Origin of the sequence: Streptococcus danieliae (assembly GCF_025447695.1) — a bacterium.
Lineage (GTDB): Bacteria > Bacillota > Bacilli > Lactobacillales > Streptococcaceae > Streptococcus > Streptococcus danieliae.
Genome location: NZ_JAOBSU010000026.1, coordinates 1 through 17525 on the forward strand (window position 1 = coordinate 1; position 17525 = coordinate 17525).

Sequence of the window (17525 nt, forward strand, 5' to 3'; positions counted from 1 at the left end):
TTTCTAGTAGTATTTTTGGTCTAACTCTACTATAACAGGATTTATTCCTTTTTTGCGTTTACACAAGATATTGTACACTCTCGGCAAGAGCGGAGCGGGCGAAACTTGAAAATACAACCATGCCTAAAACAAGTGCAGTCCCTAGCCCAGTAACTCCTCAGAAGGTGGAAATTCCTTATTACTCTCAGCTAGATAGTCGTTGGTCTTCAAAACGCTATGGTCATTATCTATTTGGGCCAACTGGTTGTGTTCCAACTAGCTTAGCCATGATCTTTACAGGTCTATCTGGAAAAACAGTGCTTCCAACTCAAGTAGGGGATTATATCTATCAGAATACTGCTGCCTTTAATAAGCTTGGCCCAGGTACAGCAAGTAACGGAATTGCCAAAGCAATTGATAAATGGGGTTATAAACACCAAGTCTTGAAGAGTCCAGATGCGATTAAAAATTCCTTGCTTTCAGGAAATCCAGTACTCTTGGCTGTCGGACCTAGTGTCTTTGTAAACTACCCTTCAACCCATGAGCTTGTCCTTTCAGACTATCAGAATGGTAAAGTAAAAGTTTCAGATCCTTATACTAAATCGCTCTCTGGTTGGCATAGCCTTGATTATCTCTGGAATGTGCGCAGCCGTGTCGCAGAGGATAATGAATTGGGATCACCAGCGATTGCTGTTAAGCGATTCTAAGTCGTAGCTGTGAAGCTTTCACGATCAAGTAGTTGCTAGAAACTTACCTAGATTAGAAAAGTCTTGCTCCTCTTTTTCGGGGCAAGACTTTTTCGTATGTTGGAACGAGAATAAGAAAACTCCCCTGATGCAAACCATCAGAGGAGCTGGCTATATTAGGCTTAGCGGCTAATGATTTTTTTGAGACCTTGAAGGAGTTTGGCTTTTAGCGGAGAAGGGAAGTAGGTAAAGGTACCGACTTTTTGGCTGATAGAGCCATTAAAGTTTTGTTTAAAGCGGAGGACACCGTCGCTTCCATCAAATTCCCCCATAATTCCCAAGAGATTGTAGTGGCGGATACCTCGCTTCATTGCCTCTTTCATGACATACTCTTGTAGCAAGGCCGGTGCATAAAATTTGTTAAATTCCGGATAGGATCCGGAAAAGAGGTAAACAGCTTCCTCTGGCATATAGAGGAAGAGGGAGGCGGCTAATAAGACATCTTCATCGCCATATTTTGCGACTAAGTCTTTAGCTTCAGTTAAGCGTACCTGGAAGGTTTCCAGCTGTGCATTGAATTCCCGTAATTGGTTGTCCCGCTTGGTGCTGGGTGGTCTTTCTTCCAATTTAGCAATTTTTTGAGCCAGAGCTTGGTGTCCCTTTTGAATTTCCTGAGTATATTCTTGGAAATTTAGGAAGGCAGCCATAAATTCTGCTCGTTGGCCAAAACTGTCAAAGAAAGCTTCGTAGTAGGCTAGGTCCTTGTCTGAGAATTCCCGTCGGCTAGAGGTGGCTTCGGTTACCTCTTTGAAGAGGGGAAGTTCTGCTCTGCTGAGTGGCCGTAGTTTAATGCCAAAAGTATTGGCTTTTTTCACCAGGGCCTTGCCATTTTTCGTAAAGGAGTTTAGGAGAGACTTTTGGTCTAAACCAGTCAGGTCTTTTAAGTAAACCCAGTTAGGGGCAGAAGCAGTGTAGCCGGTCTGGAAACCTTGGAATTGGAAGCCTAGGTCCTGCAACAAGTCCAACTCGAGAGTGTTTTGGGGACCAGTGGGCTGGCCGTTGCTGTCATGGTCCTGGTAGGAAACATCCGGGAAGACAAGGAGTTCCAAGGCTCCCTTTTGTTTGGCATAGTTTTGAAGTTCTTGGTAGAAGATTTTAAGGCCGGAAGTATCAAAGACGAGTGGACCCAGGGTGATTTCCATGTGGAGACCACCGGTCATGGGCATGCTCTGGAGCATAGTTGCGACCAAGATGCGATTGTTCTCTTTATAGGCTAAGAATTCGACGGTGTAGCCTCTTTTTTCCAGTAGGCTGGCCATTTCTGGGCTCTGCATGTAGGATTGTTTCTCTACATGGAGTTGTTCAAATTCTTGTAGGGTAATTGTTTCTAACATGAAGGTTTATTTCCTTAATTTTTTTCGGAAGGCCAAGGCTGCTTGTGCCAGTGGATAGAGCGGGCTGGTGGCTAAGTCAAATTCTCCCACAAATTCTTCAATCACAGGATTGAGGTTTTTCTTGAAGTTGAATAGTCCGCCATCGAGCTTGTTCTCCACACCTCCCATATTTTGCCAGCTTTTGCCACGATTGAAACTGTGTAGGGCTGTTTCATACCAGGTTAGGATTGGAGCTTGGTAATGGGTAAAATCACTATTCATACCGGCATAGATGTTTTCTGCGGTGGGACCATATTCTAAGGTTAGGGTGGCTGCAAGTGCTACCTTGGAGCCATACTTTTCCTGCATTTCTGCTAAAAAGCTTAATTCGGTTTGTAGTCTTTCCTGCTCTTTTTGATTTTGCTCGACTTTGTTTGTACGGGTTTGGTCGGTAAAGCTGTTGGCTTCTGCTTGTAAGTTTTGAAGTTCAGCTTGTAAGCTTTGAATCCGTTGGTCCAGATCCAGCAGGGCCATGGTGATAAAACTATCGTCGCCATAGGTGGCTAATAGTTTTTGGTAGTAGTCTTTACCACGTAAGGAGATTTGTTTACGATCCTCGGTTTGTTTCATGAGTTCCGCAAAGGCGTCCAGTAGCTCCTCTCTTCCGAATACAATTTCAATTCCCTTGTTACGGGCTGTCCGAATATTTTGGCGGGCCCGCTTGGATAATTGCTTCTCATCGAAATACTCCTGGTAGAGGTTGGCATGGAAGCGAGGTTGGATCGACTCATCCAGTTGTTCCGTTGGTCCCAGCCATTTAGCTCCTGCTTGTTGGAGCTGCTGGATGGCTGTTTGGGTGAGGGGATCCTGCTCCACATTTCCGTCTGGAAGGGTTTTACTGAGGAAGAGGCTGGGATCAAATTTGGCTAAGATCGCCCGGTGTTTTTTGGCCCGCTCTTTAAGGGTCTTCATAACATAGTTGACCAATTCTTGGTCCTGATAGTCCATGATGGGTCCGCGAGGGATGTAGAGCATGGTTAGTCCCAGTGGTAGGGGACGGATGAGAATGAGGGCTGCAGCCAGGATTTCCTTTTCTTGGTTGCGGACTAGTAGTCGTTCGCTTTTCCAGTTATTTTTAATGGTGGCCCAGGAGCTACTTTGGAGAAGGTTTGCCTGAGGGTGGTGGCTGACAAAGTGATCAAAGTCTGCAACTGGAGCATCGATTTGGTAGTGGTACATGGGCCGGGCCCTCCTTTCATAAAGGTGTGGATTGTTCGCGGTTTAGTCGTTTAGGACCCATGTTTTAAGGGCATAGGCGACGCCGGATTCTTGATTGGATTTGGTAATGTGTTTGGCGATTTTTTTGACCTTGGGATTGCCGTTTTCCATTACAACGGGGTGGTCAACGACTTCCAGCATGGCTAGGTCATTTTCCTCGTCCCCGATGGCCATGGCTTGCGCCATTGTGAGGCCAAGCTCTTGAGCCAATTGTTGGATGGCTCGCCCTTTATTGGCACTTTTCTTTAGAATTTCTAAATAAAAAGGTGTTGATTTAACAATGGTGAAGCGCTCATAGAATTCCGCTGGCAACTTGGCGATGGCGGCGTCTAGGATCTCAGGTTCGTCAATATACATGGTTTTAATGATTTCCTTGTCGGCCATCTCTTCAGGTGTCCGATAGAAAATTGGCATATTGACCAGCTGGGATTCATGGACAGTATATTTGCCGATATTGCGGTTGGCTGTGAAAATCCCCTCCTTGGTGATGGCGTGCATGTGAACGCCCAGCAGGCGAGAATAGTATTCAATATCCAGGTAATCTTGGTAGGACAGGATGTCCTTGACTAGCTCTTGGCCAGTCGCTGCATCCTGAACTAGGGCTCCATTGAAGGTAATCACATAGTGGCCTGGTTTATTTAATTCCAATTCCTCGAGCAGGTGGTAGACCCCAGCAACTGGGCGACCGGTCGCAATCACGACCTGAACCCCAGACTGACTAGCCTCACGCACGGCTGCCTTCACCTCGGGTGTGATTTTCTTATCAGGTGTTAGGAGGGTGCCATCGATATCAACAGCCACTAATTTTATCGTCATAGTTTCGGTTCTCCATAAATAAAGCTATCATTTTGAATATAGGATTGAAAGGTTTTTCCTTGAAAGGAAAAGAGATCGTTTTCGCCCAACATTTCCTTAGGGAAGTAAAAGCGATGGTCTCCGTAGCGGGTCCCGGTTAGGGCCTTGACCAAGGGAGATAGGCTAGATAGTTCTCGCAGACTCCCGTCTTTTTGAACGATTTCAATTTGTGTCTTGAACCGCTCTTCAGCAGGACGGTAGATGTCATAAGGTAAATCGAAATTCCGGTGGATGGCTGTATAATAGGTGGGATCAAATCCAACCTCTTGAACCAGGGAACGCAGAATTTCCAAGTGGTCCTCATCTTCTTTTTCAAAGAGGATGGACTTAAAGACACGACGGTTAATCACCCGTTGAGCCAAATCCGCAAGGATTCGGTCAGGACTTAGCATCCAGGATTGGAAATAGGTGGTCAAGACCCCGTCATCTAAGGCTAGATAATCCTTGAGGCTGACCTCTTCTTGGAAGAAAGGCAGCAGGAGGGGAGACGAGTGGGCAAAATAATCCCGGTGTTCGGAGAAGATTTTGCGAGCCCGCTCCAACAGTTTATGCAGGAGCACTTCCATGGCGCGTGTGGCTGGATGGAAGTAAATTTGCATGTACATCTGGAAACGGCTGACAATATAGTCCTCCACTGCATGGAGACCATTGCGTTGAAAGGCAATCCCGGTGGGGATGGGTCGCATTACCCGCAGAATACGGGTCAGGTCAAACTCTCCATAATGGGTTCCAGTAAAATAAGAATCCCGCAGTAGATAATCCATCCGGTCAACATCAATTTGACTGGAAATTAGTTGGACGACCTGAGGATTGGAGTAGCTGTGGTCAATCACACTAGCTACTTTCTCAGGGAAGTCCGGTGCTACTTGTAGCAGAATCTGGTGGACCTGACTTTCGGGATCCAAAATAATGCGTTGGGTCATCAGCTCATGATCCGTATGGAAAAGCCCCTCAAAAGTATGCGAATAGGCTCCGTGCCCCACATCATGTAGCAAGGCTGCCGTCATGGTCAAGAGATTTTCCCTAGAATCCCAAATATCTGGATAGGATTCGGAAAAGTTCTGGGTCACCTGTCGGGCCAGTTCATAGGCGCCAAGACAGTGTGAAAAACGGCTATGTTCGCCCCCGTGAAAGGTAAAACTGGACGTCCCCAGTTGTTTGATCCGACGTAGCCGCTGAAACTCTCTGCTGTTTATCAGTTGGTAAATAAGGGGATGGTTGACATGAATGTAGTTGTGAACCGGATCCCGAAAAACCTTTTCAATCATAGCAACATTTTACCATAAAAACAAGGATTCCCCTAATTTCAACCTGACTGAGAATCTCTATTTGGGAAACGATTTTGTTTTTGATAGAATAGGGGTAAGAAAACGAAAAAGAGGAAGCTATGTCAAAAAAATGGACACCGGAAAGGATTCTTTCCTGGTATGAGACGATGGTGCGCATTCGTCAGTTTGAGAATATCCTCGATGATTACAATAGCCAAGGAAAGGTTTATGGGACAACCCACCTCTACAATGGTGAGGAGGCGATTGCAACAGCTGTTTTGTCCCTAGCAGATCCTGCTGATCTGGTTCTGTCGACTCACCGGAACCATGGTCACGCGATTGCTAAGGGTCTTTCTACCAAGGCTATGTATGCGGAAATTTTTGGCCGCCAGTCGGGGACCAATCAGGGGCGGGCTGGCTCCATGCAAATTTCAGATTTTTCCAAAGGTTTTATTGGTGGGAATGGCATCGTTGGTGGGAATTTTCCCATTGCTCTTGGTCTAGCCAAGGCCCTTCAGATGGATCAGAAAGACCAGGTTGTTTTGTGTTTTTCTGGTGACGGAGCAACTAATGAGGGAACCTTTCATGAGAGTCTCAATCTAGCTAGTGTTTGGAAGTTGCCTGTTTTATTTATTATTGAAAACAATCAATATGCCATGTCTTCTTATACAGATCACATGACAGCTGGCGATATTGTCACCCGCGGTCATAACTATGGCATGAAAAGTTTGAAAGTGAATGGGCAGGATATTTTTGCGGTGGCTGAGGCCTTTGCCCAGGCCCGCCAAGCCTTGAAAGAGGGACCGGTGCTGATGGAGGTCACGACCTACCGCTTCCGAGGGCATTCGCGTTCGGATAAGGAAGACTACCGCACCAAGGATGAATACCTGAATTACCAGGATCCAATTGTAGCCTTGCGAGGCTTTATTCTTAGTGAAGGTTACCGAACCCAGGATGAATTGGCCTTTACGGAAGAATCCATTTACCAAACGTTGACGAAAGAAGCTGCGGAAGCTTTTGCTAGCCCAGCTGCAGAGTACGAGGTTGAACATGGATAAAGAAAGACAGTTAAGCTTTCTGGAAGCAGTTAGAGAAGCACAAGAACAAATTTTGGAGCAGGATCCCAGGGTCTACGTTCTCGGTGAGGATGTTGGTGTTTATGGCGGTAGTTTTGGAGCTACCAAGGGTTTGATTGAAAAATTTCCAGACCGAATCCTAGAAACTCCCATTTCAGAAGCCGCTATTACCGGAGTAGCCATGGGATCAGCCATTCTTGGCAAACGTCCCATTCTGGAAATTCAGTTTTCGGATTTCTTGACAGTAGCTATGGATCAGTTGGTCAACCAAATTGCAAAAATTGCCTACGTCTCCTGTGGAACCATGACAGCACCTGTGGTTATTCGTGCGGCCTCTGGTAGTGGGACGGGTGCCGGAACCCAGCACTCTCAAAGTCTAGAGTCCTGGTTTGCTCATATTCCGGGCCTACAAGTCGTGATGCCCAGTAATGCGTATGACGCCAAGGGCGTCCTTATGGCTGCCGTAGCCAGCCCCCATCCGGTTTTGGTTTTGGAACCCAAGTCCTTGTATAAAACAGTGGGAATAGTTCCGGAAACTCCGTATCAAGTGGAGCTTGGCAAGGCTAAGGTCTTGCAAAAGGGAGCTGACTTGACCATTATCGCCCTAGGAGCCATGGTGCCGCTGGTTCAAGAAGTCTTAGCAGAGCTTCCCTACCAGGTTACGCTGGTAGATCCAGTTACGGTTAGCCCTCTAGATCGTTGCGGTTTGCTGGAAGCGGCCCAGGAGTCAGATAAGACCCTGATTGTGACGGAGAGCTATGGAGATTTTGGGGTAGCCGCAGAAATCATGGCCTCCCTCGTGGAACGGGGCTACCGCGGTCAGCTCCGACGTCTGACCAGCCTGTTTAGCCCAATCCCGGCCGCCCAGAGTTTGGAACAGCAAGTTCGGCCAATCGCCGAAAAAATTCGTCAAGTGATAGAGGAGCTTTGCAGTGAAAATTGAGATAACAAATTACATTCAGATTGGGGACCAACATGAAGTGGTCCACCAAACCTATGAAGCGGAACAGCGAAAAAAAGGAGAATTCACCTACTTTCTGTACCAGAACGAAGAAGGTGAAAAAGTTGTGCTCAAGTTTAAAGAAGACGAGTTGGTCATGACCCGGTTTAGCCAGCCCCAATCCATCATGCGTTTTGTGGATCAAAAGCAGGTTCCTGTGGGAATTCACACGCCGATGGGCTTGCAACAGTTTATCAGCCAGACCGATCACTTCCAGTTGGATCTGGAGAAACAGAGCCTGGCTATGGTTTACCAACTCCTAACAGCAGATGGGACAGCTGTTTTTGCTAGCTATGACTTTCGTCTGGTGTGGGGCTTGTAATACTCTTTCTATTTTTCTTAAAGGATCCTTAGCTTCGACTTGTTTAACTCTAGTTATGTCTGTGTCTCGCTGCTAATTGGAAGTGGTATCACACAATAAGTGTTCCTTTCCCAACTTGCATTTTAGGAGAATATTTGATACAATGCTATCGATATCAAGGGAGTAGCTAACGGTTCCAACCGTGACAAGGTCGTCAATCCGAAAGAAATTTCCGGCCTTGGATGAAATAGCGAGACTTGTTCAAAAAAACAAGTCTCTTTTTGTTGCCAAAAAGAGACTGGAAAGAGGAGAATTTTGTCAAAAGAACAAAAACGAGTAGCCTTCTTTACCAAGAGTCCCGAGGAAACACTGGATCTCGTTGACTCCAAGTTAGAAGGTTTGTCAACGGCACAGGCCCAAGAGCGGCTCGCGCAATTTGGGGCCAATGAATTGGATGAAGGGAAGAAAAAGACCCTCCTCCAAAAATTCCTGGAGCAATTTAAGGATTTGATGATTATCATTCTGTTGATTGCAGCAGTTCTCTCTGTTGTAACATCCGGGGGTGAGGATATTGCCGATGCCTTGATTATCTTGGCCGTAGTTGTGATCAACGCCTTATTTGGGGTTTACCAAGAAGGTAAGGCAGAAGAAGCAATTGAAGCCTTGAAGAATATGTCGACACCAGCTGCGCGTGTTTTGCGTGACGGCAATGTCACAGAGATTTCTTCCAAAGAATTGGTACCAGGGGACATTGTCTTGCTGGAAGCTGGAGATGTGGTTCCAGCTGATATGCGGTTATTAGAAGCCAATTCGTTGAAAATTGAAGAGGCGGCTCTGACAGGTGAATCCGTTCCAGTCGAAAAGGATCTGGCTGCTAGCCTAGCAGAAGATGCCGGAATCGGAGATCGGGTCAACATGGCTTTCCAAAACTCCAATGTGACCTATGGTCGCGGAATGGGGGTTGTTGTCCATACAGGGATGTATACCGAAGTGGGACACATTGCCGGCATGTTGCAAAATGCAGATGAAACAGCCACACCATTGAAGGAAAATCTCAATCAGTTGTCGAAATTCCTAACCTTTGCGATTTTGGGAATTGCAGCGGTGACCTTCGTTGTGGGTGTTGTCTTCCGTGGTCAACCTTGGTTAGAAGGTTTGATGACAGCGGTAGCCTTGGCCGTGGCGGCGATTCCGGAAGGTTTGCCAGCCATCGTAACGATTGTCCTGGCCTTGGGAACTCAGGTTTTGGCTAAACGTAATGCCATTGTTCGGAACTTGCCTGCGGTTGAAACGCTTGGATCTACAGAAATTATTGCCAGTGACAAGACTGGTACCTTGACCATGAACAAGATGACGGTCGAGAAGGTCTTTTATGATGGTGTCCTACATGATGCCAAAGATGAGCTAGCACTAGGTTTGGATTTACCCGTTCTTCGCTCTGTGGTCTTGGCCAATGATACCAAAATGGATGCAGAAGGCAACCTGATTGGCGATCCGACGGAAACTGCCTTTATCCAATATGCCTTGGATAAGAACTTGGATGTGACAGCCTATTTGGAAAAATTCCCTCGGGTTGCTGAGTTGCCATTTGATTCAGATCGGAAACTCATGTCAACGGTTCATCCCTTGGAAGATGGTCGTTTCCTAGTAGCTGTTAAAGGGGCACCGGATCAACTGTTGAAACGTTGTGTCAGTCGTGACAAGGCTGGGGAAATAGCTCCAATTGATGAAGCAACCAACCAACTGATTGCCCAAAACAACTCAGCCATGGCCAAAGAAGCCTTGCGTGTTTTGGCAGGTGCCTATAAGATTATTGATGCGATTCCAGCAGAGTTGACGTCTGAAAATCTTGAAAGTGAGTTGATTTTCACTGGTCTGATTGGAATGATCGACCCTGAACGTGCGGAAGCAGCAGAAGCAGTTCGGGTTGCCAAGGAAGCGGGTATCCGTCCAATCATGATTACAGGGGACCATCAAGATACAGCTGAAGCTATTGCCAAGCGTTTGGGAATTATTGATCCTACGGATACAGAAGACCACGTTCTGACAGGAGCTGAGCTCAATGAACTGTCAGATGCCGAATTTGAAAAAGTGGTTGGTCAGTATTCGGTTTATGCACGTGTATCTCCAGAGCATAAGGTACGGATTGTAAAAGCTTGGCAAAACCAAGGTAAGGTTGTTGCGATGACAGGTGACGGGGTGAATGATGCCCCTGCTCTGAAAACAGCGGATATCGGGATTGGTATGGGAATTACTGGTACAGAAGTTTCCAAGGGAGCTTCTGATATGGTCCTAGCGGATGATAACTTCGCAACCATTATTGTTGCGGTTGAAGAGGGGCGGAAGGTCTTCTCCAATATCCAGAAAACCATTCAATACCTCCTATCTGCCAACACTGCAGAGGTCTTGACCATTTTCTTGGCCACCCTCTTTGGATGGGATGTCTTGGAACCTGTTCACCTCTTGTGGATTAACCTAGTAACCGATACCTTCCCAGCCATCGCTCTTGGGGTTGAGCCTGCAGAACCAGGTGTGATGCAGCACAAACCGCGTGGCCGTAATTCGAGCTTCTTCTCCGGTGGTGTCTTGAGCTCGATTATCTATCAGGGTATCCTCCAAGGACTTTTGGTCTTGGCTGTTTACTGGTATGCCATTCAAAATCCAGTCCATGCTGGATCCGAGGCGATTCATGCTGATGCCTTGACCATGGCCTTTGCAACACTTGGATTGATTCAATTGGTCCATGCCTTTAACGTGAAGTCGGTTTACCAATCCGTCTTTACAGTTGGTCCTTTCAAATCCAAGACCTTTAACTGGTCCATCGTTGTTTCCTTTGTCCTCTTGGCGTCGACTATTGTTGTTAAGCCTTTGGAAAAAATCTTCCATGTAACCGAGCTTAACTTGGAACAATGGACAGTTGTAATCATCGGAAGTATTCTGATGTTGGTGATTGTTGAAGTGGTCAAATGGATCCAACGCAGGATGGGACTGGATAAAAACGCTATTTAAGCTCAAACCTGTTCGGGAAAAACGAATGTAAAGAGGAGAGTTGAGGTCTTTTGGACCCGATTCCTCCTCTTTTTACGCTTTTAGAGGGATAAAATTATAAAATGGTTGACGAATTCCGAAGAATAGAGTATCATAGGAAAAATTTATGAAGGAGAGTAATCATGACAAACCCCCTCTACCAATTGCCTAAAGTGGAACTGCACTGCCATTTAGATGGATCGGTGGATCTCCATGCCCTTAGTCAGCTCTATCATTTGGCTGGCCTTCGCAAAAGCCAGGAAGATTTGCTAAAAGAAGCGGTGGCTCCAGAGAATTGTTTGAACTTAACGGAGTATTTGCGGTGTTTCCCGGTCACAACCCAAGTTTTGGCATCTGAAAAAGCCTTGCTGATTGCGGTGTTGAGTCTGGCCAAGCAGGCTGTGGCAGAGGGGGTTCGGTATTTGGAAATCCGTTTTTCTCCAGATTTTATTCAGACACCGACCTTTACGATGGAGCAGGTCTTGCAGGCTACGATTGAGGGGCTGGAGTTGGCTCAAGCTGTTTACCCAATCCGTTTAGGCTTAATTCTGTGTATGATGCGGGGGCGGTCGGAAGCGGTCAATCGTCAAGTGCTGCGCTTGGCAGAGAAGTATCTGGGTCGGGGTGTGGTCGCCTTGGATGTGGCTGGCGATGAGAGTAAATATCCCATGCCCTTGTTCAAGGATCTCTTTTTTGAAGCTCGGGCTGCGGGGATTCCTTTTACAGCACATGCCGGGGAGACAGGGAATCTGGACAATGTTCTTTGGGCAGTGGATTACGGAGCGCAGCGAATTGGTCATGGAATTGCCTTGATGAAGGATCTATCCCAGGCAGTGGACTTGAAGTCGGCGGGCATCTTATTGGAAATGTGTCCAATTTCCAATTTGCAAACAGGGGCTTCCGTGTCCTGGGCAACCTATCCTTTTGCGATTTTCCGCGAGACAGGTCTACCGGTGAGTATCAACACTGATAATCGAACCGTTTCTTCCAGTAGTTTGACCCAGGAATTTGGGATTTTGAATGATCAGGTTGATTCTCTAACAGTTGGAGATGTTTACCAGATTACCCGGGATAGTGCCCAAGCAGCCTTTTTGCCGGAAGCTGATAAGTTAGCCTTGCTGCAAGAGTTGGATCAGGCCTATCAGGCCTTTGACTTAAAGGCTCCTATAAGTGAAGAAAATATGCTAGAATGAAAGAAACTAAAGGAGGAACTATGGACAACGCAGAAATCCGGCAGCGTTTAGCTGCCAATCGTGAAAAAATAACATCATTTAGGGGGTCTCTTTGACTTAGAGGCTTTGGAAGAAGAGATTGCGCAACTGGAGCACCAGATGACCCATCCTGATTTTTGGAATGACAATCAGGCGGCCCAGAAGGTATCCCAGGAATTGAATGAGAAGAAGCAAACCTATGAAAACTTCCACCATATGGAGGAGCTAGCGGATGAGTCTGAGCTTTTGTTTGAATGGCTAGTGGAAGATGAGAGTTTGGCGGATGAGTTGTTTGAGAAGTTGGCGGAGTTGGAGCAAGGGATGACTCAGTATGAGATGACCTTACTCTTGTCAGAGCCTTATGACTACAACAATGCGATTCTCGAAATCCATCCCGGTTCAGGGGGGACAGAAGCCCAGGATTGGGGTGATATGCTCTTGCGTATGTACACCCGTTTCGGCAATGCCAATGGTTTTAAGGTTGAGACTCTAGATTATCAAGCTGGGGATGAGGCGGGTATCAAGAGTGTGACCCTATCCTTTGAAGGGCCGAATGCCTATGGTCTGCTCAAATCGGAAATGGGAGTTCACCGTCTGGTTCGGATTTCGCCTTTTGATTCCGCCAAGCGCCGCCATACCTCCTTTACTTCAGTTGAGGTAATGCCGGAGTTGGATGATACCATTGAGATTGAAATTCGGGATGATGAAATTAAAATGGACACCTTCCGTTCTGGAGGAGCCGGTGGACAAAACGTCAATAAGGTATCGACCGGGGTGCGGTTAACCCACCTCCCAACTGGAATTGTGACCCAGTCGACGGTCGATCGGACCCAGTATGGCAACCGGGATCGGGCCATGAAACTCTTGCAGGCAAAACTCTACCAGTTGGAGCAAGAGAAAAAGGCAGCCGAAGTGGATGCGCTCAAGGGAGATAAAAAAGAAATTACCTGGGGTAGCCAAATCCGCTCCTATGTCTTTACTCCTTACACCATGGTCAAAGACCACCGGACTGGTTATGAAGTCGCCCAAGTGGACAAGGTTATGGACGGAGACTTGAATGGCTTTATGGATGCCTACCTCAAGTGGCGGATTCAATAGATAATCACAGTGGAAGTCTTATCGGGAGAAACCGTTTCTCGATCTGACTTCCTTTTTTCAATACAATCTAGGAACCGTCCTATGATATAATTTAGACAGTATGAAAAGGATGAATCAGAAGTACGCCATTGTGGACATTGAAGCCACCAATCCGGGGAATCAAGCTAAGATTATCCAGGTGGGGATTGTCCTCTTGGAAAATGGTGAAATCGTACAAAGTTACCAGACGGATGTGAATCCCCAGGAGGCTTTGGATCAGCGCATTATTGATTTAACAGGTATTACAGACCAACAATTAGTCCAGGCGCCACTGTTTAGCCAGGTAGCAGGAGTTATCTATGACCTACTAGAGGATGCCGTTTTTGTGGCCCACAATGTGGCTTTTGATGCCAATCTGTTGGCCGAGGCCCTCTTTTGGGAAGGTTATGAATTACGGACGCCACGAGTGGATACGGTGGAATTGGCGCAAGTTTGCTTCCCCCGTCTCCAGAATTATTCCTTGGGATCCTTGTGTCAGGAATTGGGAATTTCTTTAGAGAATGCCCATACGGCCTTGGCAGACGCCCAGGCCACCGCAGCCTTGCTCCAGATTTTGATGGAGCGGATTCAAGAACTGCCCAAGGGACTAGTGGAGCAGCTTTGGAAAAAATCAGACGCCTTACTTTATGAAACGGGCTTGATTTTTCAAGATTGTTTGAGTCAGATGTCGGACCAAGGGGACTCCAGTTTCTTGGTGGAACACGGGCTTTATCTACGCAAGCCCAAAACCTCTGTTAATCAGGTGATTGGCCTGGGTCCTTGGCAGCAACAGTTTCAGGAGCTTGGACTGGAGCCCCGCCCGGCTCAGGCAGACCTAGCTCAACACATCCAGCAAACCAAGGGACAAAAGGGAGTTTCCGTACTTCAAGCCGAGGTGGGCAGTGGGAAAACTTGGGCCTACCTCCTGACCTTGATTGAGGAGCTGGATCAGGGAGGGCGTCTGGTGGTCTCTGTACCAACAAAACTCCTGATGCAGCAACTTCTAGAGCAAGAGGGGACAGTTCTGGCTCAGAGGTTTGGTCTCCAGATGCGAGCGGTCAAAAGTCCTCGGAATTTCTTGAGTCTGGATGCCCTGTGGACCTACCTGCAAAAAGCGGATTGGCGCAAACGATCCATTGGTCGCTTCCTGATGCAATTGTTGGTTTGGCTGGCTGAAACAGAGACAGGGGATTTGGATGAGCTTGGCCAGGCCTATCGGTTAGAGCATATCTTGAAGGATCTTCGCCATTCGGGCCAAGTGGAGGCTGCTAGTCTCTTTCCGATCCTCGACTTTTGGCGGCGTCTGGAAAGGCAGCTGGCTGAGGTACCGCTTTTGGTTACCAACCATGCCTATTTGCCGACACTCCTAAAATCTTATCCGACCTTGTTTAAGGATGCTTACCTAGTTTTAGATGAGGCCCAATCTTTGTTCCGTGGCCTGGAAGAAGCTAATCAAGTAAAGCTGTCCTATTCGGATCTGGAGCAGAAATTGCAAGCAGTTTTGGCGGCTGAAAAAGTTCCCAAGCGTTTGCGACTGTTACAGGAGCTGCAAGTTGAATTGGACATTTGGAAAGTTCAACAGTCCAGTCCGGACTATTTGGAATTGGATAAGTCGGCCCTGGAAAAAATCCAAAGCCTGCTTCACCGGCTGGGTCCAGCTCAGCTACCGGATTTATTTCGGTTTTTCCTGGAAGAGCAGGGTGATTTCTATATTCGCGGACACAAACATCAGGAAGAATTAGTGGTTGTTAGCGGGGACTATTTCCAGTTGGGACAAGGGTTTGAAGCCTGTCAACATAGTTATTTAATCTCTGCGAGTTTGGATCTGGCCTTGGCTGAAACGATGCTCCAGTTGGCTGGAATTGAGGCAGTTGATATAGCTTCCTTTACTGGTTCTAAGCTTGGACGCCAGCTGGTTTTGACGAGTCTTGATTTTCCCGATGTGAGCCTGATGAATTTTTCAGCCTATACCAATTTTGTAGGCGCATGGATTGAAAAATTGTCTGCTCTAGGCCGTCCCATCATGGTTGTTTTTAGTGCGCGAGAGTTGTTGAATCGCGTTGCGGGAACCTTGTCTGTTCCGTATTTGGCCCAGCTAGAAGGCCAGGATCAACAAGTTCTGCGCAAGCGTTTTGAAAGGGGAGATCAGCAGGTATTACTAGCTCTGGGTTCCTTCTGGGAAGGTGTGGATTTAAAGGACTTGGATCAGGTCATTCAGCTGATTGTTCGTTTACCATTTGCCAATCCAAAAAATATCTTGGTTGACAAGGTAGCTCGATCGGTTGAAACTTTAGGTCTCAATTCTTTTACGGATTTTGTTTTACCCTTGGCAGGCCAGCGATTGCAACAGATAACAGGGCGTCTTAGGAGACGAGAAGACCAGGTTTCCGCTGTTTTGATTTTGGATGGACGTCTGGTTGGAAAGAGCTATGGGACTGTTTTGCAAGAGGAGTTGGCTAAGGGGACTGATTTCCTAATTCGACCACAGGAGCTCATTCCCCATGAAATTACAGATTTTTTTGAACGTTATGAAGAAAGTTGAGGTCCATGTTTAGAGAACCCCTAAAGATTGATGCACGTATTGATTACAGCATCTTACTGTGTGTTTTTTCCTTGCTGGCCATTGGTCTGGCAGCTCTGTATGTAGCCCTTAGCCATGATTATCCCCAGGTTGCCTGGTCCATGCTCCTCCAGCAAGGAGCCTGGATTTTACTGGGTCTGGCCATTGGCTTTGTGACCATGTTTTTCTCCCGCTCCTTTCTTTGGAAGATGACTCCTTTTTTGTATGTCCTGGGTCTGGGTTTGATGGTCCTGCCCCTGATTTATTTTAATCCCAACCTAGTAGCTTCAACTGGGGCTAAAAACTGGGTTTCGATTAATGGTATGACCCTTTTTCAACCGTCGGAATTTATGAAGATCCCCTATATTCTGATGTTGGCTCAGATTACGGACTGGTTGCACAAGCGGCAGTTAGGGGAGGAGCGGACGCTTTGGTTTGATTTGAAAATTATCGGAACCCTCAGCTTGGCAACTCTGCCTGTGTTTGTGTTATTGGGGCTGCAACATGACTTAGGGACCGCCATGGTCTATCTAGCGATTTTCGCAGGTATGGTCTTGATTGCCAATGTTTCCTGGAGAATCATTTTGCCGGTATCAGCCCTGTTTCTGACTTTGATGGGGGGCTTTGTGGCCCTATTGTCGCAGGACTATGGGCGATCTCTATTTCGCCAGTTGGGGATGCCGACCTACCAGATTAACCGAATTTTAGCCTGGCTCAATCCCTTTGATTTTGCGCAAACCATGACCTTCCAGCAAGCCCAAGGGCAGATTGCGATTGGTAGCGGGGGTCTGACAGGTCAGGGCTACAATGTCTCCAATCTCCAAATTCCGGTGCGGGAGAGTGATATGATTTTTACGGTCATTGCGGAGGATTTTGGTTTGGTTGGCGGCTTGGTCTTGCTGTTGATTTATTTCCTGTTGATTACGCGGATGGTGGCCATTACCATTCGCTCGCGGAGTCCCTTTTACACCTATGTTGCGGCAGGCTATATCTTCATGCTCCTGTTTCATATTTTTGAAAACATCGGAGCGGTGACGGGAATCTTGCCGCTGACCGGAATTCCCCTCCCCTTTATTTCCCAGGGAGGGTCCTCGATTATTTCCAACTTGATTGGGATTGGTTTGATCCTTTCAATCGCCTATCAGAATCATTTGCGCGATGAAGAAGAAGGCCGTGTACGGCCAAAAAGAAGAAAGGTTGTCTTACGACAAACCTTATAAGGAGGCTAGAATGAAAAAAATTGCTGTGCTATTTGCAGATGGGTTTGAGGAAATTGAAGCCCTAACCGTTGTTGATGTTTTACGCCGGGCCGACTTTGATTGCCAAATGATTGGCTTGGAAGCGCAAACAACGGGTTCTCACGGCATCACCGTGAAGATGGACCAGGTCTGGAGTCCAGACCTGCCTCTGTTTGACTTGGTTGTCCTTCCTGGCGGAATGCCGGGGGCGAAAAACCTCAGAGATCATGAGCAACTCATGGCCTGGGTCAGTCGAACAGAAGCTAGTGGTCATTTGGTGGCGGCGATTTGCGCCGCTCCGATCGCTCTAGAAAAAGCCGGATTACTGGATAACCGGACCTATACTAGCTATGATGGCTTTGACCAGCAAATTCAAGCAGGTCAGTATAAAAAGGAAACCGTTGTCCAAGATGGGCGCGTGATTACCAGTCGGGGTCCAGCTTCGGCCTTGGCCTTCGCCTATGCCTTGGTAGATGCCCTGGGTGGTGATAGTCAAGGGCTCCGTCAGGCTATGCTGTATAGCGATCTTTTTGAAGGAAATTAAAGCAACCATTAGC

General features: G+C 47.1%; 14 protein-coding genes. 10 read left to right on the top strand and 4 right to left on the bottom strand.

Annotation, left to right across the window (positions count from 1 at the left end; all coding sequences use genetic code 11):
* Positions 1 to 119 precede the first annotated feature (119 nt).
* Positions 120 to 686, top strand: a complete 567-nt coding sequence (locus N4310_RS02915) for a C39 family peptidase (RefSeq protein WP_262092005.1) — start codon at positions 120 to 122, stop codon at positions 684 to 686.
* 161 nt (positions 687 to 847) lie between these two features.
* Here the strand turns inward: N4310_RS02915 and N4310_RS02920 are convergent, their stop codons facing one another.
* Genes N4310_RS02920 through N4310_RS02935 form a run of 4 tightly spaced genes read right to left on the bottom strand, consistent with a single transcriptional unit; the run spans position 848 to position 5439 of the window.
* Positions 848 to 2059, bottom strand: coding sequence for an aminoacyltransferase (locus tag N4310_RS02920; RefSeq protein WP_262092006.1), 1212 nt, complete (start codon positions 2057 to 2059; stop codon positions 848 to 850).
* A gap of 6 nt (positions 2060 to 2065) precedes the next feature.
* The gene (locus N4310_RS02925) at positions 2066 to 3277 is read right to left on the bottom strand and encodes an aminoacyltransferase (protein ID WP_262092007.1); all 1212 of its coding nucleotides are present in this window, start codon (positions 3275 to 3277) and stop codon (positions 2066 to 2068) included.
* A gap of 42 nt (positions 3278 to 3319) precedes the next feature.
* Positions 3320 to 4132, bottom strand: a complete 813-nt coding sequence (gene yidA, locus N4310_RS02930) for a sugar-phosphatase (protein ID WP_179923261.1) — start codon at positions 4130 to 4132, stop codon at positions 3320 to 3322.
* A complete protein-coding gene (locus N4310_RS02935) occupies positions 4129 to 5439 on the bottom strand; it encodes an HD domain-containing protein (protein WP_262092008.1) in 1311 nt (436 codons plus the stop codon). Before N4310_RS02935 ends, yidA begins: the two co-directional genes overlap by 4 nt.
* A 119-nt stretch (positions 5440 to 5558) precedes the next feature.
* On the opposite strand from N4310_RS02935, the gene N4310_RS02940 reads away from it, so the two are divergent.
* The 9 genes from N4310_RS02940 to N4310_RS02980 all read left to right on the top strand — a co-directional run bounded on the left by N4310_RS02940 (position 5559) and on the right by N4310_RS02980 (position 17512).
* Positions 5559 to 6497 (top strand): thiamine pyrophosphate-dependent dehydrogenase E1 component subunit alpha, encoded by a 939-nt coding sequence (locus N4310_RS02940; RefSeq protein ID WP_262092009.1) that lies wholly within the window; start codon positions 5559 to 5561, stop codon positions 6495 to 6497.
* Positions 6490 to 7458, top strand: coding sequence for an alpha-ketoacid dehydrogenase subunit beta (locus N4310_RS02945; protein WP_262092010.1), 969 nt, complete (start codon positions 6490 to 6492; stop codon positions 7456 to 7458). Before N4310_RS02940 ends, N4310_RS02945 begins: the two co-directional genes overlap by 8 nt.
* On the top strand, positions 7448 to 7837 hold the full coding sequence (locus N4310_RS02950) for a YwiB family protein (protein ID WP_179923257.1): 390 nt from the start codon (positions 7448 to 7450) through the stop codon (positions 7835 to 7837). The genes N4310_RS02945 and N4310_RS02950 overlap by 11 nt, the downstream gene beginning before the upstream one ends.
* A 294-nt stretch (positions 7838 to 8131) precedes the next feature.
* The gene (locus N4310_RS02955; RefSeq protein ID WP_262092011.1) at positions 8132 to 10825 is read left to right on the top strand and encodes a cation-translocating P-type ATPase; all 2694 of its coding nucleotides are present in this window, start codon (positions 8132 to 8134) and stop codon (positions 10823 to 10825) included.
* 161 nt (positions 10826 to 10986) lie between these two features.
* Positions 10987 to 12036: an adenosine deaminase gene (gene add / locus N4310_RS02960; RefSeq protein WP_262092012.1), complete on the top strand. Its 1050-nt coding sequence runs from the start codon at positions 10987 to 10989 to the stop codon at positions 12034 to 12036.
* A 20-nt stretch (positions 12037 to 12056) separates the two neighbouring features.
* A protein-coding gene (prfB, locus tag N4310_RS02965; protein ID WP_262092013.1) for a peptide chain release factor 2 occupies positions 12057 to 13152 on the top strand; the annotation gives its coding sequence in 2 pieces (ribosomal slippage) (positions 12057 to 12128 and positions 12130 to 13152; 1095 coding nt in all).
* Between the two features lie 109 nt (positions 13153 to 13261).
* Positions 13262 to 15712: an exonuclease domain-containing protein gene (locus tag N4310_RS02970; RefSeq protein WP_262092014.1), complete on the top strand. Its 2451-nt coding sequence runs from the start codon at positions 13262 to 13264 to the stop codon at positions 15710 to 15712.
* Between the two features lie 5 nt (positions 15713 to 15717).
* Positions 15718 to 16950 carry an FtsW/RodA/SpoVE family cell cycle protein gene (locus N4310_RS02975; protein ID WP_262092015.1) on the top strand — a complete coding sequence of 411 codons (1233 nt, stop codon included), beginning with the start codon at positions 15718 to 15720 and terminating at the stop codon, positions 16948 to 16950.
* Between the two features lie 10 nt (positions 16951 to 16960).
* Complete coding sequence (locus N4310_RS02980; RefSeq protein ID WP_160332577.1) at positions 16961 to 17512, top strand: DJ-1 family glyoxalase III; 552 nt, start codon at positions 16961 to 16963, stop codon at positions 17510 to 17512.
* The last annotated feature ends 13 nt before the right edge of the window (positions 17513 to 17525 follow it).